This window comes from Sulfurovum xiamenensis (assembly GCF_030347995.1).
GTDB lineage: Bacteria > Campylobacterota > Campylobacteria > Campylobacterales > Sulfurovaceae > Sulfurovum > Sulfurovum xiamenensis.
This window is the reverse complement of the sequence record NZ_JAQIBC010000001.1, coordinates 136,082-154,382: the sequence shown is the minus strand read 5'-3', so window position 1 is coordinate 154,382 and position 18,301 is coordinate 136,082. Positions and strand designations below refer to the sequence as shown.

Sequence of the window (18,301 nt, the reverse complement as noted above, 5' to 3'; positions counted from 1 at the left end):
AAGAGGTATTTCATTGATGGAAAATTTTATTTTAATCGTATTGGCTATTTTCATTGGCTATCTATTCAGGAAATTACGTATTTTCCAGGAAGAGGCAGCAGCTATACTAAACAGATTTGTTATATTTATTTCTCTCCCTGCAATGATTTTACTGCAAATACCTAAACTGATGCTCTCGATGGATATAATGATCCCTGTGATCATTGCCTGGGTTGTTATGTCATTGACAGCCCTTTTGACACTGTTCATTTCCAATAGATTTCATTTTAGTAGAGAGGTGACAGGTGCACTCATGCTTGTTGCTGTATTGACGAACTCCTCTTTTTTGGGTATTCCTGTCATCAATGCGTATTTAGGTGATGAGGCACTGCCTTATATCTTGGTCTATGATCAAATGGGTACTTTTTTGGCGCTTGCCACGTATGGTATATTTGTCACTGCATATTATTCGAATAAAAGTGAGATCAATGTACAGATCATGGCAGTAAAGATCCTTACATTTCCTCCATTTATTTCATTGGTCATTGCACTGTTTTTTATAGGTACACCTTTCCCTGAAGAGATATTAAAAGTATTAGAAACTTTGGCCAATACGATCGTACCTCTCGCATTGGTTGCAGTGGGATTACAATTACAACTCAAGCTACCGGGTCATGAGATAAAACCGTTTGGTATCGCACTGTTTATCAAATTAGTGATCGCACCTCTGATCGCACTTGTTGTAGTGTCTATGGCAGGATGGTCAAATTTGGCAGCAAGCGTATCTGTGATGGAAGCAGGCATGGCACCGATGGTTACAGCAGGAGCGATGGCTTCTTTATCTGGGCTTGCTCCAAGACTCAGTTCTGCGATCGTAGGCTATGGAATACTGTTTTCTTTTTTTACTACAGCACTCCTGTTTAAACTCTTGTAGAGTGAACACTCCTATTTAGACACAAGAGAGTTGGTATTCCACCATCTTCTCAAAAGGAAGCAAAAAGCGTTCCAGTTTTTTACTCTCAATATCTTCAATATGATGCGTGTTCAAACGTTTCAATACACATAAGGTAGATTCCATAGTACTGAGGCAGTACTCTTTAGGCTGTTCTTTAAATGTAAATTTTGAAACTTCCGTATGCATGAAACTCACTTTAGGTAAAGCATCGATATTGGGGCTTGCAGCAAGTATGGCCTTTGAACAGGGCCATGTAGAGTCTATAAGAAAGATGACCGTATTTTTTTGATTTTCTCCTATAGGTTCTTCATTGAGATTGATACTATTCTCATGCGGGTAGAGCGTGTAACAGATATTTGAAGGATCGTTGAGGATAGCATTGATAGCTGTATGCTTTGTAAAATCTATGCCTACATGGATCTCGCAGTTTTTCAAAGAGAGGTTGGTAAAGTGACCGGTGCCGTTCTTTGTTTTTTTAAACTCCTTTGGATGCATCAAGATGACAAATCGTGTGTTGGTTTCTATAGGAGTGATGTAGGTGCACATGCAAGAAGTTTGTGGACGGTAGCAAGTGTAGCAGACGCTTCTGTTAGTTATTTTCATCAATGTATCGCTTTTTAAACCAATGATAATATATTGCAAAAACTATAAAGCCAAATCCTAATGTAAATGTAATACCTTCAAGAGATAAGCCCCATTTTGCAGCATATCCAATGAAGAGTGCTGTTGTGACATTTGAAAGCATAAAAACCATGTCATTATAAGAGATGACCCTTCCCATGTATTTACTTTCTGTCTCTTCTTGTATGAGCAAATAGGTATATGACCATAATGTGGTAATGAACAGACCGGTAATAAAAAGTCCTATCAGTGCCAGATAGAAATTAAATTCTAAAAAAGACCAAAGCATAATAGCCAGTCCCTGTAGTATGAAAAAGTAGTGTAAATTATTTTTGGAAATGATCCTTCCTATGATAAAGGGACCGATCATTAAACCTATAGCTCTTGTAGCATTCATCCAACCAATAGCAAGTGGTACAGCAATAAACTCTTTATATTGCAAATCTGCAAGCAAGGTAATGAGTGCATCAAAAGAGGTTAGACCTATGGCAGCATGTAAAAATATGAGATGTTGTATCTTTTTGTGCGATATGATGTAGTTAAATCCATCTTTAAGCATCTGCATATTTGATTCAACATGGGTGATTTTTTCTATAGAGATATGTAGCCCTATAAGTAAAAGTACCGCAACAGTGTAGAGCATCGCATCTATCATAAAAGCCAGGTCAAATCCTACATAATGAGTAGCGATTCCCCCAGCAGCCATACCTAGTGCATAACAAAGTGACCAGATCACTGAGTGTATCTCATTCGTATTTTTTAGCATCTTCCCGGATACCAGTTTAGGGAAGAGTGCCATCTCTGCTGAGAAGAGAAGAGAGGCCGCAGCCGAACGGATAAAAATAAGTATCATCAATATCCATACATACTCTAATGAGTTTATAAATATAAATCCAAGAGTCATTAATATTTCAATCAGCAGTAGTACACTCATAAGTTTTTTAAACTCTATACGATCGATAATAAGTCCTATGATCGGCGCAAGTACGACTGCAGGTAGCATTGCCATTGCGGCAGTAAGAGCGATGGTGACTTCACTTGCACCAAATGAGACGATCATGGAGAAGATGGCTACTTGAGAAAACCATGTACCAAAGTATGAGATGAATTGGATAAGTGAAAGTCGTCTAATAACAGGGTGTTTCAGTGTGTCTAGATAGGTCATATGTGTTATTCGCCATCATTCAGTGCATAGATGATATTTCTACTTTCAAGAAGATGAATATACTTATCAAATGATTCTTTGGCCAATACTTCATCCTCTGATGCCACAGAGATAGTAACCTTCCAACCAGTACTATGGAGTTTTGGTAAGGAAGAGAATTCCACACCCTTAGGCATACTTTCCATCAATTGTATAAAAATATTTTCTTTGCAGTGTGCAGTGAGCGTATGACGATAGTATGCTTTTTTATTAGGTATCAGCTGTGTGAGTATCTTTTCTACCATAGGATGGCTCATTTCCGGGAAGCCTGGCATAAAATAATAACGTTCATCCAATGCAAAAGCAGGCATTTGATTGACAGAGTTTTCCAAGAGTGTTGCACCTTCGGGGAGCTCCGCCATACGTACGGAGTAAGGGTAGGCTTTTTCACCAAGTTTGTTGACGATGATCTCTTTAGCCTCTTCATGTAGGTGTAGGGTTCCATCCCTAAGTGCTATGGCTGCACATTGTCTGGTATGGTCATCCGGTGTAGACCCTATACCGCCAAATGAAAAGAGTACAGCATTTTTCTGTGAAGCGATGAATGTAATCGTTTGAACGATCAGTGCAGGGTCATCTTCTATAATAAAAGATCCGGTGAGTTTGTGACCCTTTTCCGCCAATGCTTTGGTGACAAAGTCAAAGTGCTTATCAGTCCTTCGACGATTAAGGATCTCTGTACCTATGATAAGAGCAAAAAATCTAGGTTCAGACACAGTATTCTCTCTTTTATAAATTATGTCACTGCGAACGCCTTTGTAAGCAAAGCTATTCGAGAGCAGTGACGACTTTTGTCTACTTGTCTAGAAAAGTAGACAAAGAATAAGCATTATTCTTCAATGTAGTTTTTAAGTTTTCTTCCCACTTTAGGGTGCTTGAGTTTCTTGATCGCAGAAGATTCGATCTGTCTGACTCTTTCACGTGTTACACTCAGCTCTTTACCGATCTCTTCAAGTGTTCTGTCACTTTCATCTTCAAGAAGACCAAAACGCATACGGATCACGGCTTTTTCTCTTTCATTAAGCTGGTCAAGTACGTCATCTATCTGGTTGTTAAGGTCATCTTTGAGTACGACATCTGTTGGGCTCAATGTTGTTTTATCTTCGATGAAGTCACCAAATCTACCATCATCCTCATCCCCTACCGGTGTTTCAAGACTGACAGGTTCTTTCGTGATCTTAATGACATTTTTTACTTTGTCTACAGAGAGTCCCACTTCTTCAGCGATCGTATCAAGATCCGGCTCTTTTCCTGTCTCCTGAAGGTGTTTTCTGATGATCTTGTTGATACGGTTGATCGTTTCTATCATGTGAATAGGGATACGAATGGTTCTAGCCTGATCTGCAATGGCTCTAGAGATAGCCTGACGTATCCACCATGTTGCATAGGTTGAAAATTTGTATCCTTTTTCATATTCAAATTTATCAACAGCCTTCATCAGACCGATGTTCCCTTCTTGAATAAGGTCAAGGAATGGCAGCCCTCTGTTCGTATAACGCTTAGCGATAGAAACAACCAATCTAAGGTTAGACTTTGCCATTCTAGTTTTGGCCACTTCACTTTTCGCTTTACCTTGACGGATCTGTTCTAGGATCTCCTGGAGCTTCTCTTCAGAAAGATCAAACCCGCCTTTACTCGCTTCTCTGGTTTCAAAAAGTTTTTTGATCTCAACATAAGTGCTTACCATGGTTGTCTCTGGTACAGCATCGATAATGTCATCTTTATCCATCTTAATGATATTATCGAGCAGTTTTTTATGGTTCGCTTTGAGTGTATCATTAAACAGTGGGAGTTTGTATTCTAAACGTTTAAGCTCTTTCTCAAAACTGTCATCACTTTTGAGTGCAGTTTCCATAGCTTTCACAAGTTCATTGATCAGTTTAGAGGTCGGTCCAAGATTTAAAAGTGCAGCTTTTAGTGCTTCCTTTTTAAAGGCTATTTTGAGACGTTCATGAAGGATTTTAACTTCATCTGTCTCTGTTTCCAAGAATGTATCTAGGTCTTCACGTGCCTTCATCCACTCTTTTTTTGCTTTTTCAAGTCGTTTAAAGCTGTCAACTACCTGTTTAACTCTTTTATCATCTTTAGGTGCACTTGTTTCTGTTTCATCATCAGAGTCATCAGAATCATCAGAATCATCTTTATCTGATTTGTCATCTTCAAAGCTTTTGAAAAGTTCTTTTACACGTCTTTCACGGTTCAGTAAAGGCTCTTTATAGTTGATGATGTAGCCTATAAGGTAAGGGACAGAACAGATAGCATCGATGATGATATCTTCTCCCTCTTCGATACGCTTAGAAAGGTCAACTTCCTCTTCTTTGGTCAGAAGAGGGATCTTCCCCATTTCACGTAAATACATTCTGACAGGGCTGTCTGAACGGCTCCATTCAAGAAGCTCTTTTTCCTTATGGAGATCGAACTCATCTTCTGCACTGCCTTCTACAAGTTTTTTTCTTGCCTCTTCTTTCTTTTTCTTCTCTTTGGTTGTGACAAATTTTGCATATTCTGAGGCAGATATGATTTCTATGTTGGCATCTGAGGCAAGTTTATGGATCTTTTTTGCTTGTGCTGCTGTGGGTTGTTTGGTAAATTCTTTTGCGATGTTCTCTAGTGTGACCACATCACCTTTTTTCTTAGACTGAATTAATGTTTCTATACTCTTCATACTGTCTTTTGGTGCCATTGAAAACCTTTGATGTGTGAGGTGAAAATCCTCTGGAGATAATTAAGATGGATTATACCGAAATTTTATTAGTTTTTGGCATGGAATTTGTTAATTTTCCTTTTTTTGGTTATAATCGCGAAAATTTTTATCGTATCAATATCTAAAATGTCGAACTGTTTTGAATGGCGTTTGAGTGAGAGGAGTTACAAAGAGACATTGGTCTTTTTTGTAAGGAGATAGTAGAAAAAAGGATAATACTTTGCAAGGTAAAGTTTGGAAATTTGGTGACAATATCGATACGGATTTGATCATCGCAGCAAGATATCTTAATACAAGTGAGCCATCGGAATTGGCAAAATATGTAATGGAAGATGCAGATCCTGAGTTTGTTTCGAAAATGACAGAGGGCGACATTATCGTTGCAGGTGAGAACTTTGGTTGTGGTTCAAGTCGTGAGCATGCACCTATCGCATTAAAAGCAGCGGGTGTAAGTGCTGTGATCGCACCTACATTTGCACGTATCTTTTACAGAAATGCGTTTAATATGGGATTGCCTATCTTTGAACTTAAAGAAGCGTCTGAGATCAATGAAGGTGACGTTGTGAGAATTGATATGGATGCGGGAGAAGTGATCAATGTCACACAGGCTAAAACCTATAAGTTCTCTCCTATTCCTGAATTCATGCAAGAGTTGGTAGATGCAGGCGGCTTGATAGCGTTTGCAAAAAAAGAGATTGAAAATAAAAAAGAAGCGAAGGCATAAGCAGATGGGTAAAAGTTATAAAATAGGTGTAATCAAAGGTGACGGGATTGGTCCTGAAATTATTGATGAAGCAATAAAAGTACTGGATGCAGTTTCTGTCACACAAGGATTTAACCTTAAGTATGAAGAGATGCTGCTTGGTGGTGCTGCGATAGATGAGACAGGTGTACCACTACCGGAAGAGACGATCCAGGGTGTAAAGAAGTGTGATGCTGTTCTCTTTGGTGCGATAGGCGGACCGAAATGGGACAATCTTGAGAGACATTTACGTCCTGAAACAGGGCTTTTGGGTCTCCGTAAGGAGATGGGAACATTTGCTAACTTAAGACCTGCTATGGTCTATGATGAGTTAGTGAATGCATCCAGCCTTAAGCCTAAGATCATTAAGGGTGTAGATATCATGGTTGTACGTGAACTGACTGGTGGAATCTATTTTGGTCAGCCAAGAGAACTGAATAAAGACAATGCATTTAACACGATGATCTATACAAGAGAAGAGGTTAGACGTATTGCTGTTGTGGCATTTGACATCGCGATGAAACGTAAAAAACGTATCTGTTCGGTTGATAAAGCCAATGTACTAGAAGTAAGCCAGTTCTGGAGAGAGATCGTAGAAGAAGTATCTAAAGATTATCCGGAAGTTGAACTTTCACATATGTATGTAGATAACGCTGCAATGCAGCTTATCCGTGATCCTAAGCAGTTTGACGTGATCTTGACGGGAAATATCTTTGGTGATATCCTTTCAGATGCTGCGAGTATGTTGAGTGGTTCTATCGGACTTCTTCCGAGTGCCAGTACAGGTGAGGGTGTAGGGTTGTTCGAACCGATTCACGGTTCTGCACCGGATATCGCTGGACAGGGTATCGCTAATCCTTTGGCGACCATTTCATCGGCAAGTATGATGCTTCGTTATGCTTTAGGTGAAAGTGAAGCAGCAGACAAAATAGATGCTGCGATTAAAAAAGCATTGAGCGAAGGGTATCGTACAGGTGACATTGGTGACTACGATGCAAAAGAGATTTGTACGTGTAGTGAGATCGGTGATATTATCGCTGACTATGCATCCAAATAGGACTTAAACGCTGATATCGAGCCAACTTTTATAGTTGGCTCTTCTAACTTCCAATGATTTCAAAAGGGATGCTATGCCCACTATCAAATCTTTCCCAAACTTTTTCTCACAAACAGACCCAGATATACTTCAAAATATCAAAACAGTCACAGAGTATTTGACACAAAAGTATCATGCCAAATGTTACATCGTCGGTGGTGCTGTACGTGATCGTATCTTGGGAGATGAGTGTAAAGATTATGATATCGAGTGTTTTGGGATCAGTATAGATGATTTTGAAACGGCGATGGAGCATTTAGGTGCACAAGGTGTGGGGAAAAGTTTTTTTGTCTATAAGTACCATGACCTGGATATTTCTTTACCCCGTACTGAGAAAAAAATAGCCAAGGGGCATCGCGGATTTGAAGTCTCTTTGGCACTAGAAGAAAAAGAGGCATCAAAAAGACGGGATTTCACGATCAATGCATTGATGTATGATATTCAAAATGAACAGATACTCGACTTTTGGGACGGATTGGGTGATCTAGAACATAAAGTAATTCGGGTAGTCGATGAAGATACATTTGTGGAAGATAGTTTACGTGTATTACGTGCTATGCAGTTTGCGGCACGTTTTGGGTTTAAGGTGGATGAAGAGAGCTGTAGACTGTGTCAGAGTATTTCGTTGGATGACCTGCCTAAAGAACGTATATTCAAAGAGTTTGAGAAAATGTTCAGAGGAAGATACTTGCACTACGGCCTTTATTATCTGCTTGCGCTGGGTATCGCGAAACAGCTTTTTGATGAACATATGGAGAGAAAGACATTTATCGCTTTAAGCAGGGTTTTGCAAAAGAGTCAAAAAAACTTTGTAGAAAAGCTTAGACCCTATTATTTCCTTTTTATTTGCAAAGCGTATTTCTCATTGGATATCACAGAACTCTTAGAGAGATTAGGTGCACCCACTGTTTATTATAAAAAGGTTGCAGCATCACCGTCACCTACAGAGATCAGCATCCCCTTCATAGCACATTTGTCACTGAGAGAGGGCATTAGAGAGTATGTAGGGAACTATCATATGGATGTGATAGCGATGGCAAAGAAATTGGATGTATGGGATAAACCTTTTGACAGAGGTGTCACTCCCACAGAGTTATTGGAGGAAGGCTTTTCAGGTAAGGCCCTGGGTGATGAGCTTGAGAGACGGACTGAAGAGAAAATCATGAGTTTGAAAGAAAAATAGGTATAATTTTACAATTTAATAGCAACTAGGGTGGATATGGTAACAAGAGCAAGAGTTTTAATTGATTGTGAAGATGCAAAAGGTTTAGTCTATCAGATCGCGAAAGTCTTTTATGATAGAGATTTAAATATCGATAATAACCGCGAATTTGTTGACAAAGAACAGGGACGATTTTTTATGCGTACAGTCGTTTCAGGTATGTTTGATATTCAGGAGTTACTAGAAGAGTTGAAAACAGTAGCACCTGAGGATGCACATATCCGGGTCGTAGAACCAAAAGATAAGAAAATCATCCTTATGGCTACAAAAGAGTCTCATGCTCTTGGTGATATTCTTGTACGTCATGCAAATGGTGAACTTGATGCACAGATAGAGTGTGTTATTGCTAACCATGATACACTTGAGAATTTCGTACGGAGATTTGATATCCCGTTCTTTCATGTCCCGGCAGAGGGTATGAGCAGAGAAGAGCATGAAGAACATGTGATGAAACTGATAAGCGAATTTGAGTTTGACTATATCGTACTTGCAAAGTATATGCGCATACTTACACCTGCATTTGTCAAAGCATACCCTGAAAAGATCATTAACATTCATCACTCTTTCCTCCCTGCATTCATAGGTGCTAATCCGTATAAGCAGGCATTTGAAAGGGGTGTAAAGATCATAGGGGCTACAGCACACTTTGTGACAAATGATCTGGATGAAGGCCCTATCATCGCGCAAGACGTGATTCCGGTCAATCATCGTCTTTCGTGGAGAGATATGCAAAGAGCAGGTCGAGACGTGGAAAAGATCGTTCTTTCACGCGCGTTGTCATTGGTACTTCATGACAGAGTATTTGTTAACGGTAATAAAACGGTTGTATTTTAATGTTTAATATTGTTTTAGTAGAACCTCAGATTCCTCAGAATACAGGTACTATAGGCCGTCTTTGTGTCAATTTGGGTGCGACACTGCATCTCATCAAACCGCTTGGATTTGACATTGATGATAAAGCGGTAAAGCGTGCTGGGTTGGATTATTGGCAGCATTTAGACTTGGTGGTTTGGGAGAGTTTTGAGGCGTATCTTAAAGCACATCCTATCACCCAAAACAGTTATATGGCTACAACGAAAACAGATAATCTTTACTTCAACGCACCATTTAAAAAGGGTGATCACATTCTCTTTGGCTCTGAGACAAGAGGGATCAATGAACAAGTGCTACTTGACAATCCAGAGCAGTGTATCACCATTCCTATGGGTGGGAAAGGCAGAAGTTTGAACCTTGGTGTGAGTGTGGGTATCGTCATCTATGATGCACTGCGTCAAAACTATGAAGGGTTTGAGAAGATCACCATAGCCAATACACTGGAGCAATAACATGTCGTTTGGAGATATACTTTATATCATTGCTATATTTTTATTTGTATTTATGACGTTTGGCATAGTGAAAAATTATTATAAAAGTAAATTTGATGATGAGGGTAGACGCATAGATATGTTAGATGATAAAGAGGATTAAAAGTAACTTTCCAAATCCAACTTATTCTTTCATTTTTTATATTTGATTTCATCAATGCACACATCCTGAAAAATTGTAGTTGAATGGGTAACAGATGTCCATCAAATGTGTCCTAGTATACTCTAATGTATTGCTATGGTAGTACAAAATTAGTTTTATACATAACTATTCCTAGTGTTATAACCCCCTCTTTACCAACTCTTAGGTAAAATAAAAGTTATTATTATTTCACTAGGAAACCCTAAATGACACAAGCACTACTCATCGAAATCGGTGTAGAAGAATTACCGGCTATACCACTACTTAAAATCGTGAATAACATTGAAAAATCTTGGGCAAACATACTTACAGAGTACAACCTTAGTAATGATTTTGAATTTATCTATACTCCTAGAAGATTGGTCCTTAAACATGTTGCAATGCCAGTCAGTCAGGAAGATACTACAGTAGAGTTTTTTGGTCCTCCAATGGTTGCTGCAGTAAAAGATGGTGAGCCTACACAAGCAGCCCAGGGATTCGCCCGTAAATGTGGTGTAAGCTTTGGTGAACTTGGTCGTGCAGAAAAGAATGGTAAAGAGGTACTTTATTTCAAAAAAGAAGAGAAAGGATCCGAAACGGTTTCTCTTCTTCAGGAGATGTTAGGTAAATGGCTGGCTTCGATGTCCTTTGGAAAGATGATGCGTTGGGGATCTAGAACAGATGAGTTCATCCGACCTCTTAGATGGCTTCAGGTAAGACTCGGAGAGCGCTCTGTTCCTGTAGAACTTTTTGGTGTAAAGTCAGATACAAAGACCTATGTACACCGTATGGTGACCTATGATGCAGTAGAGGTGCCTACGATAGATGCTTATGAAGGCCTATTGGATGAGTGTGCAGTGATGCTGTATCCTGAAGATCGTGAAGCGAAGATCTTGGCTGAATTCGATGCTTTGGAGTCGACGCATAATATCATTATAGAACGGGATAGAGAACTCTTGGCTGAAGTTGTCGCTATCACAGAGAACCCTAAAGCACTTGTAGGATCTTTTGATGAACTTTTTTTAGAACTCCCGCCAGAAGTGATCATTACTTCTATGAAAGAACACCAGCGTTATTTCCCTGTCTTTGAACATGGAAAAATAGCAAACAAGTTTGTGGTTGTTTCCAATGCCTATACAGATGATTACAGTAAAGTAATCGCAGGAAATGAACGTGTACTTAAACCACGTTTGGCTGATGGACTCTTCTTCTACAAAAATGACCTTAAAAATGGATTGAGTATCGATGGCCTTGAAAAAGTGCAGTTCATCGATGGTCTGGGGACACTTTCAGACAAGATCAAAAGAGAAAACAATATCGCGATCAGACTGCTAGCCCTTTACATGGATAGAGTAGAATCAACTACTGAGAAAAGTTCTACGGTACTTGAAAAAGCCATGGATAAAGCTATAAACCTTGCAAAAGCAGACCTTATGAGTGAAATGGTGTACGAGTTTACAGAGCTGCAGGGACTCATGGGGTATTATTATGCCAAAGCACTGGGTGAAGAAGAGCTGGTATATAACGCGATAAAAGAGCAGTATATGCCAGTGGGTGAGGGTGCTGAACTTCCAAGTTCTGTATTCTCATCTATTGTAGCAATGAGTATTAAACTGGATACACTCTTTGGACTCTTCAGCGTGGGGAAAATCCCTACAGGTTCTAAAGATCCTTTTGCGTTACGTCGTGCGGTGAACGGTATTGTACGAATTGTGACAGTGTATGATCTACCTTTCAACATTGATGATATCATCGCGTTGCTCAAAGGCAATTATGAAGAGTTTGATACCAACCTCTTAAGTGAATTCATTATAGAACGTATCAACAAGTCACTAGATGCCAATCCATCGGTCATCGCTTCTGTACTTGCTTCAGGTGAAAGAGATATCAATGAGATAGCGAAAAAAGTCTCTGCACTCAATAACATCGTAAGCAGTGATGCATTTAAAGAGCAGTTTACTACCTTTAAACGTGTAGCGAATATCTCTAAAGATGTAGACCTTGAGTCAAGCATGGAAATTGATGTCGCATTGTTTAAAGAAGATGCTGAAGTCACACTCTATAATGCGTATGAAAAAGTGATCAATTCTACCTACAGTAACTATAAAGAAGAACTTGAAGCACTCTTTGGACTCAAACGTGAACTTGATGCTTATTTTGATGATGTGCTTGTGAATACAGAAGATGAAGCGTTACAACAAAATAGACTTCATACGATAGGGTCTATCTATAAAACATTTAGAAATATTGCGGATATCAAAGAGATATCAATTTAATGGGAAATAAACAACAAAAGTTAACTTATAGTAAAGTAGGATTAGCTTTTGTTGTATTCTATCTTATTCTTACATTAATTTGTGTGATTTGGGCTTTTACTGTTTCCGATCCAAAAGGTAAATTTGTTCTTTTACAGCTTCCTGTTGCTCTGCAATTAGCAGTTATACAAGAGCTTGGGTATATAAAATTATTTGTTGGATTGTCGTGGTTTGTTATTTATCCTCTGATTATTATTCCAACACTTGTTATACTATATCAAATTGGGGCAATGATAAACAGTTTTTGGAATATTATACGAGTCAATAGAAAATAGTATGTTAAATGCTTATGATACTATCATTATCGGTGCAGGTATCGCAGGTGCCTCTACAGCCTATGTACTGACACAAAAAGGCCAAAAAGTACTTGTGCTTGATAAAAAAGGTATCGCTTCTGGTGGCTCTGGAGCAGCAGGGGCTTTTGTCTCTCCTAAGATAGGCAAGGGGTCGCCTCTCCAGACACTTACGAATGAAGCTTTCTCTTTTGCCAAAGATTTTTATCTTACGACCTGTCCTTCCCATTTTCATCAGACCGGTGTGATACGCATCCCTAAAGATGAGGCGGATGCTCAAAAGTTTACTGAGTATGCACCTTTTAATGAAAACAGATATGAAAAGTACTCATCTGAACAACTTCAAGCACAAGGTATAGGTGTTGCGTTTGAGAGTTTTTATTTCCCCGAGGCGGGGGTATGTGATGCAAAAGAGGTGTGTGAAGCTTTACTCTCAGACATCACAGTCATAAAGCAGGAAGTAAAAGAGATCATACAAAAAGATGGATGGTGGTATGTGGGTGAGTACAGTGCTCAAAATCTCGTGTTGGCAACAGGATATGAGAGTGACCTGGCCGACTTACGTTATATGGGCATCAAAGGTACATGGGGGACCAGAGGAGACTTCACTTCTACGCTCTCGTTAGGTGTCAGTATGCATCAGTCTATCTCTGTGGGTGCCAACATAGATGGCATCATCAAACTGGGTGCCACACATGAGAAAAGAGTGAAAGAAGTGGTCCCCTGCAAGGAAGAACAGGCACTGCTGCTAAAAGAGAAAGCCTCTTCCATGATCGATACATCGGACCTGGAACTCAAAGAAGTGTTTTGTGGTATGCGATCAGGGTCTAAAGATTATTTTCCTTTGGTAGGGAAGGTGATAGATGTACCTTTCATGCTAGAAAAATATCCAGCCATCATGCGTGGTAGTAAGCCTGAGATGAAGTATGTAGATCATTTATATATTTTGAATGGTCTAGGGGGAAGAGGGTTTGTTTTTGCACCGCTTATGGCAAAGGTCTTGGCTGAATGTATCGTTGAAGGAAAAGAGGTGGATGCCAGAGTAGCCCCTGACAGACTTTTTTTGAAATGGTGCCGTAAGAGTACGGAGTTGGACGCTTTACGTTAAATCCCAATTTTCCCAGTCAGGTTCCTCTGTAACATGCGGGAAACCGTCCAGTATCTCTTGGGGCTGGAACTTTGGCTTGTAAGCAAACGCTTTACACTCCTCAACCCAGTACCCCAAGTAGATCCAAGGCAGTTCAAGTACATGGGCCAATTGTATCTGATAGAGCAGTGAATAGGTCCCAAGTGATAGTCTCGCATAATCAGGGTCATAGTAAAAGTATATAGAACTGATACCGTCATCGAGTATATCGATGAGGTCAACGCCGATGAGTTTACCATCTCTGATATAGAGTACTTCTTTCCCGTAATCATGTGCACCATCTACAAAGTTCTCATGGTATTCCCGATGTGAAATATTACGGTGCTGCCACTGGTCTTTTTCATGTTTAAAAGAGTGGTATTTATTGTAGAGATGAATATGTGCATCGGTCAGACTGGGTTTTTGAATAATGATCTGCGTGTCGGCATTCCGTTTAATTGCTTTTTTTTGTGATTTGGTGTAGTGATAGTTATTGACATCTATACGTACACTTTTACACTCATTACACCCATTACAGATAGGGTGGAAGAAGTACTTTCCAAAACGTCTCCATCCTCTTGCTATTACAGCAGTGGCAAATTTTTTACTTGCATGGGAAACATACTTATAGTTCATACGTACCTTATTTCCAGGTATGTATGCACAATCGTAGTCCAGCATTGAAAAATCTGTTGATGGCGGGTTGAGTAGATCTAGTTCTTCGTTCATAATCGCGATTATACTGAAAATATAGTAAAATTCATAAAAAAAGGCATTATTTGTTTCTCTATCAACCTACAAGTGGCTACTGCTATAACAGTGACTCAATTTTCTTGTACGACTTCATCTCTTCGTTTAAACCTAAGGGTAAATTGCTTGATGTAGGATGCGGTGTAGGGATCATCTCACTTTTATTGACCCGGGATTTTAACATCCAGACGAGCATTATAGACAAACAGGAAAAGATGCTTGATTATGCAAAACACAATTATGCACTTAATAACCTCGAAGCGCAAAGTCATCTCGGGGATTTTACTGAGTGGATGACGGATGAAAAATTTGACTATATCATCTCAAACCCGCCTTTTTATGACTCAAGCGTGCAACAAAGTGAAAATACGCATTTGAACATTGCAAGATATGCACACCATTTGCCTATAGATGATTTCATAGCCAAGGTCAAAACACTGTTGAAGCCAAGAGGCTATTTTATCTTCTGTTATGATGCAAAGCAGGTCGACCTGTTATTACATCATTTAACTTCTTATGGTATAACTGTTGAAACAATGCAGTTTGTGCATTCTAAAATAGACAGAGAATCCAAACTAGTGATGATCGCAGCGCGTATGGGCTCAAAATCTATGACAAAGATACTTCCCCCATTTGTGGTCTTTGATGAGAAGAGTGTCTATAGAGAGAAAGCGTTAAAAGCATTTGAACGTGCAAATACGAACAGTATAAAAGGTGATTTTTGATCATGGAAGTCATGACACATGAACAGTACAATTTTAAATTTAACCCCAATGCATGCGAAGCGTGTGGGGGACACTGTTGTACGGGAGAGAGCGGCTATATCTGGGCTAAATATTGTGAGATAGAGAAAATGGCAGAGTTCGTTAACCTTAGTGTAGAAGATTTTGCTACAATGTATCTCAGAAAAGTGAAGCATCGCTACTCTTTGATAGAAAAGAAACTGGCAGAAGATAACTATGCTTGCATATTTTTTGATGAGTCGATGAAACGCTGCTCCATTTATCCTGTACGGCCTTTACAATGTCGTACTTTCCCTTTTTGGGAACAGTTTAAAAATGATGAAGAAGAGGTACGTAAAGAGTGTCCTGGTATCGTATAGCATTACCCTTATTGATGGTATTTATCTTTAGCACTGTGATGAGCTCTGCCAAAGAGATCATGAAGATCAGTGAAGATGAACTCATCATGAGAGGACTTTTATATGATGAATATAAAGCCTATGAAAACAGTTATCAAGTCTATAAAAGACTCTATGATGATACGGGAGAAGAGATCTATCTCTTTAAAGAGGCCACTTCCGCATTGATGAGCAGAAATCATATTTTGGAGAGTATCACACGTTTAAAAAGATGGGATAAGGTAAATCCAAACAGAATTGAAGTGCGTCGTTTACTTATTCCTCTTTATCTCACGATAAGACAAGTGAAAAATGCGACAATAGAAGCAGAACATTTACTTGAACAGTCAAAAGAACCTATGGATCTGGATCTGGCATCCAATTCATTTTTATATGCCGGAAAATTTAAAAGAGCATTAGATCTTTTAAATAGGGTCTATGAAACAGTGCCTAGAGAAGAGATATTGCTCCGTATGGTTGATATCATGGATGAATTTACAGGGGAAAGTAAAAAGGCTATACAGTTACTTGAAACGCATCGTCGTATGAATATCGTGAGTCATGATGTCTATGTGAAGTTGCTTTTGCTTTATCAAAAAGAAAAAGATATTGACGGTATTTTAGGGACCTATAAAGCATTATATAAACAAGACAATGACGAGCAATATTTGACAAAGATCATAGATGCCTATATCTACAAAAGAGATATTGACGGTGCTATCACTTTTTTGGAAGCAGACCAAAGCAGAAACGATATACTTTATGAACTCTATAAGACAAAAAAATATTTTTCTAAAGCATTAGCGCTTGTCGATAAACTTTATGAGGAAGATCAGAATTCAAAGTGGATAGCAGAGAAGGGTGTACTTATTTTTGAGAACTCAGAAGATAAAAATGATAAAAAAATGATACAAGATGTGATCTCTCATTTTGAAAAAGCGATTGCGTTAGGGAATGATGACAGTATTTACCTCAATTATTATGGCTATACACTGATAGATAAAGAGGTCAATGTTAAAAAAGGTATCAATGTGATAGAGAATGCATTGATCCAGCAGCCTGACAACATCTATTATTTAGACTCTTTGGCATGGGGATACTATAAACAGCGTAAGTGTGATAAAGCCTATAAACTGATGAAAAGAGTCGTCGATGAAGAGGGATTGGAAGAACCTGAGATCATAGAACATTGGAATGCTATCAGACAGTGTAAATAAATTCGAGCTTCTTTTAGATATAATACGCGAAACTTATAGAAATATGGAAAGTGATATATGGCTCAAATATTAGATGAAATCATTAAAAAAACAAAATCAGATCTAGAAAAAAGAAAGGTAGACTACCCAGAAGAGTGGTTGGGACGTTCTCTCTCTTTTAACCCATTTATCCCTAAAGATGTGAAAAGTGCTTTACGCGCTACGGAAGAAAATCCTTACCGTATCATTGCTGAAGTAAAAAAAGCGAGTCCAAGTAAAGGGATCATCCGTGAAGACTTCAATCCTGTAGAGATAGCACAAGCCTATGAAAAGGGTGGAGCTGATTCTCTTTCCATACTGACGGAACCACACTTTTTTAAAGGTGACAAAGAGTATCTGGGAATGGTACGCCGTTATGTCAATCTCCCATTGCTCAGAAAAGATTTCATAGTGGATAAATATCAGGTACTTGAAGCATTGGCATTTGGAGCAGATTATATCTTGCTTATCGCTATGGCACTGAGTCGTAAAGAGCTCAAAGAGTTGCATGACTATGCACGTCATTTAGGTCTGGATGTATTGGTGGAAGTACATAATAAAACAGACCTTGTCAAAGCGATCTTCGCTGGGGCAGATATCATCGGGATCAACCATCGAAACCTTGAAACATTTGAGATGGACATGAGTTTGAGTGAAAAATTGATACCGTTGATTCCAAATGGTAAGATCATTGTGGCTGAGTCCGGTATCAATGATCATGAGACAGTCGTAGAACTTTCCAAAATAGGTGCAGATGCATTTTTGGTCGGTGAGCATTTTATGAGACAGGATGATATTACTGCGGCTATTAAAGCTTTGAAGTATGGGAATTAATTTTTTATAGTATTTTTCTCTAATTACCTAGTATTAAAAGTTGAGGTATTGTTTCTCTCATCATTTTTTTAGAAAAAATGAAGCAAAAAATCGTCACTGCTCTCGAATCGCTTCGCTTTCAAGGGCGTTCGCAGTGACAGTTATTTAGTTTAATTAACTTAGTAACTTTTTTACCATTACATTGATGCGTCCGCCGTCGGCTCGGCTTCCTATGGCAGCTTTTGCAGCACCCATTACTTTACCCATATCTTTCATACTTTCAGCGCCCACAGAAGCAATCACCTCTTTCAGTACAGACTCAAGCTCTGCATCGTCCATAGGCTCTGGAAGGTAGGATTTGACTATGGCTATCTCTGCATCTTCTTTTTCTACAAGGTCATTTCGTCCCGCTTCTGTGAATTGTACTTTGGCATCTTCTCTTTGTTTTAAATATTTCATTAACACAGCTTCAACATCAGCATCCGTTACATCTCTTCGCTCGTCTACTTCTATCTGCTTGATAGAGGCTTGAATATTTCTCAGTGTATCTCTTTTGACGATCTCTTTTGAGCGCATTGCTTCTTTAATTTCATTTTTTATCTGTTCTTTTAAACTCATCTTTTGGGCTCCATTCTAGATTT

Annotated in this window: 19 protein-coding genes; 13 read left to right on the top strand and 6 right to left on the bottom strand. The window is 38.9% G+C overall.

The window, feature by feature from the left end; all coding sequences use genetic code 11:
• Positions 1–16: 16 nt before the first annotated feature.
• Entirely contained in the window at positions 17–913 is an 897-nt protein-coding gene (locus PF327_RS00745) for an AEC family transporter (RefSeq protein WP_289400939.1), read from the top strand.
• Positions 914–928: 15 nt separating this feature from the next.
• Here PF327_RS00745 and PF327_RS00740 read toward each other — a convergent pair whose 3' ends face one another.
• The 4 genes from PF327_RS00740 to rpoD all read right to left on the bottom strand — a co-directional run bounded on the left by PF327_RS00740 (position 929) and on the right by rpoD (position 5,442).
• Positions 929–1,537, bottom strand: a complete 609-nt coding sequence (locus tag PF327_RS00740; protein WP_051002498.1) for a tRNA-uridine aminocarboxypropyltransferase — start codon at positions 1,535–1,537, stop codon at positions 929–931.
• Entirely contained in the window at positions 1,524–2,720 is a 1,197-nt protein-coding gene (locus PF327_RS00735; protein WP_289400938.1) for an MFS transporter, read from the bottom strand. The genes PF327_RS00740 and PF327_RS00735 overlap by 14 nt, the downstream gene beginning before the upstream one ends.
• 5 nt (positions 2,721–2,725) lie before the next feature.
• Positions 2,726–3,475, bottom strand: coding sequence for a competence/damage-inducible protein A (locus tag PF327_RS00730; protein WP_289400937.1), 750 nt, complete (start codon positions 3,473–3,475; stop codon positions 2,726–2,728).
• A 113-nt stretch (positions 3,476–3,588) separates the two neighbouring features.
• A complete protein-coding gene (gene rpoD, locus PF327_RS00725; RefSeq protein WP_289400936.1) occupies positions 3,589–5,442 on the bottom strand; it encodes an RNA polymerase sigma factor RpoD in 1,854 nt (617 codons plus the stop codon).
• A 241-nt stretch (positions 5,443–5,683) separates the two neighbouring features.
• On the opposite strand from rpoD, the gene PF327_RS00720 reads away from it, so the two are divergent.
• The 8 genes from PF327_RS00720 (at position 5,684) to mnmC1 (ending at position 13,724) form a co-directional block, all read left to right on the top strand.
• The gene (locus tag PF327_RS00720; RefSeq protein WP_008243853.1) at positions 5,684–6,187 is read left to right on the top strand and encodes a 3-isopropylmalate dehydratase small subunit; all 504 of its coding nucleotides are present in this window, start codon (positions 5,684–5,686) and stop codon (positions 6,185–6,187) included.
• A gap of 4 nt (positions 6,188–6,191) precedes the next feature.
• Positions 6,192–7,262 (top strand): 3-isopropylmalate dehydrogenase, encoded by a 1,071-nt coding sequence (gene leuB / locus PF327_RS00715; protein ID WP_008243849.1) that lies wholly within the window; start codon positions 6,192–6,194, stop codon positions 7,260–7,262.
• Positions 7,263–7,335: 73 nt separating this feature from the next.
• Entirely contained in the window at positions 7,336–8,484 is a 1,149-nt protein-coding gene (locus PF327_RS00710; protein ID WP_008243847.1) for a tRNA nucleotidyltransferase/poly(A) polymerase-related protein, read from the top strand.
• A 36-nt stretch (positions 8,485–8,520) separates the two neighbouring features.
• On the top strand, positions 8,521–9,357 hold the full coding sequence (gene purU, locus PF327_RS00705; RefSeq protein ID WP_008243845.1) for a formyltetrahydrofolate deformylase: 837 nt from the start codon (positions 8,521–8,523) through the stop codon (positions 9,355–9,357).
• Positions 9,357–9,848 carry a tRNA (cytidine(34)-2'-O)-methyltransferase gene (locus tag PF327_RS00700; RefSeq protein WP_008243842.1) on the top strand — a complete coding sequence of 164 codons (492 nt, stop codon included), beginning with the start codon at positions 9,357–9,359 and terminating at the stop codon, positions 9,846–9,848. Before purU ends, PF327_RS00700 begins: the two co-directional genes overlap by 1 nt.
• A 387-nt stretch (positions 9,849–10,235) precedes the next feature.
• On the top strand, positions 10,236–12,284 hold the full coding sequence (gene glyS, locus PF327_RS00695; RefSeq protein WP_008243838.1) for a glycine--tRNA ligase subunit beta: 2,049 nt from the start codon (positions 10,236–10,238) through the stop codon (positions 12,282–12,284).
• Entirely contained in the window at positions 12,284–12,598 is a 315-nt protein-coding gene (locus PF327_RS00690; RefSeq protein ID WP_289400935.1) for a hypothetical protein, read from the top strand. Before glyS ends, PF327_RS00690 begins: the two co-directional genes overlap by 1 nt.
• 1 nt (position 12,599) lies before the next feature.
• Entirely contained in the window at positions 12,600–13,724 is a 1,125-nt protein-coding gene (gene mnmC1 / locus PF327_RS00685; protein ID WP_008243834.1) for an FAD-dependent 5-carboxymethylaminomethyl-2-thiouridine(34) oxidoreductase MnmC1, read from the top strand.
• Here mnmC1 and PF327_RS00680 read toward each other — a convergent pair.
• Positions 13,716–14,471 carry an arginyltransferase gene (locus PF327_RS00680; RefSeq protein WP_289400934.1) on the bottom strand — a complete coding sequence of 252 codons (756 nt, stop codon included), beginning with the start codon at positions 14,469–14,471 and terminating at the stop codon, positions 13,716–13,718. The genes mnmC1 and PF327_RS00680 overlap by 9 nt on opposite strands.
• Positions 14,472–14,521: 50 nt before the next feature.
• Here PF327_RS00680 and PF327_RS00675 point away from each other — a divergent pair, with 50 nt between their 5' ends.
• The 4 genes from PF327_RS00675 to trpC are packed head-to-tail and all read left to right on the top strand — an operon-like array spanning position 14,522 to position 17,681.
• Complete coding sequence (locus PF327_RS00675) at positions 14,522–15,217, top strand: tRNA1(Val) (adenine(37)-N6)-methyltransferase (protein WP_038000195.1); 696 nt, start codon at positions 14,522–14,524, stop codon at positions 15,215–15,217.
• 2 nt (positions 15,218–15,219) lie between these two features.
• On the top strand, positions 15,220–15,594 hold the full coding sequence (locus tag PF327_RS00670) for a YkgJ family cysteine cluster protein (RefSeq protein WP_289400933.1): 375 nt from the start codon (positions 15,220–15,222) through the stop codon (positions 15,592–15,594).
• Positions 15,576–16,829 carry a tetratricopeptide repeat protein gene (locus PF327_RS00665; RefSeq protein ID WP_289400932.1) on the top strand — a complete coding sequence of 418 codons (1,254 nt, stop codon included), beginning with the start codon at positions 15,576–15,578 and terminating at the stop codon, positions 16,827–16,829. Before PF327_RS00670 ends, PF327_RS00665 begins: the two co-directional genes overlap by 19 nt.
• Before the next feature lie 57 nt (positions 16,830–16,886).
• Positions 16,887–17,681 (top strand): indole-3-glycerol phosphate synthase TrpC, encoded by a 795-nt coding sequence (gene trpC / locus PF327_RS00660; RefSeq protein ID WP_008243823.1) that lies wholly within the window; start codon positions 16,887–16,889, stop codon positions 17,679–17,681.
• A gap of 153 nt (positions 17,682–17,834) precedes the next feature.
• Here the strand turns inward: trpC and PF327_RS00655 are convergent, their stop codons facing one another.
• On the bottom strand, positions 17,835–18,278 hold the full coding sequence (locus PF327_RS00655; protein ID WP_289400931.1) for a GatB/YqeY domain-containing protein: 444 nt from the start codon (positions 18,276–18,278) through the stop codon (positions 17,835–17,837).
• Positions 18,279–18,301 lie beyond the last annotated feature (23 nt).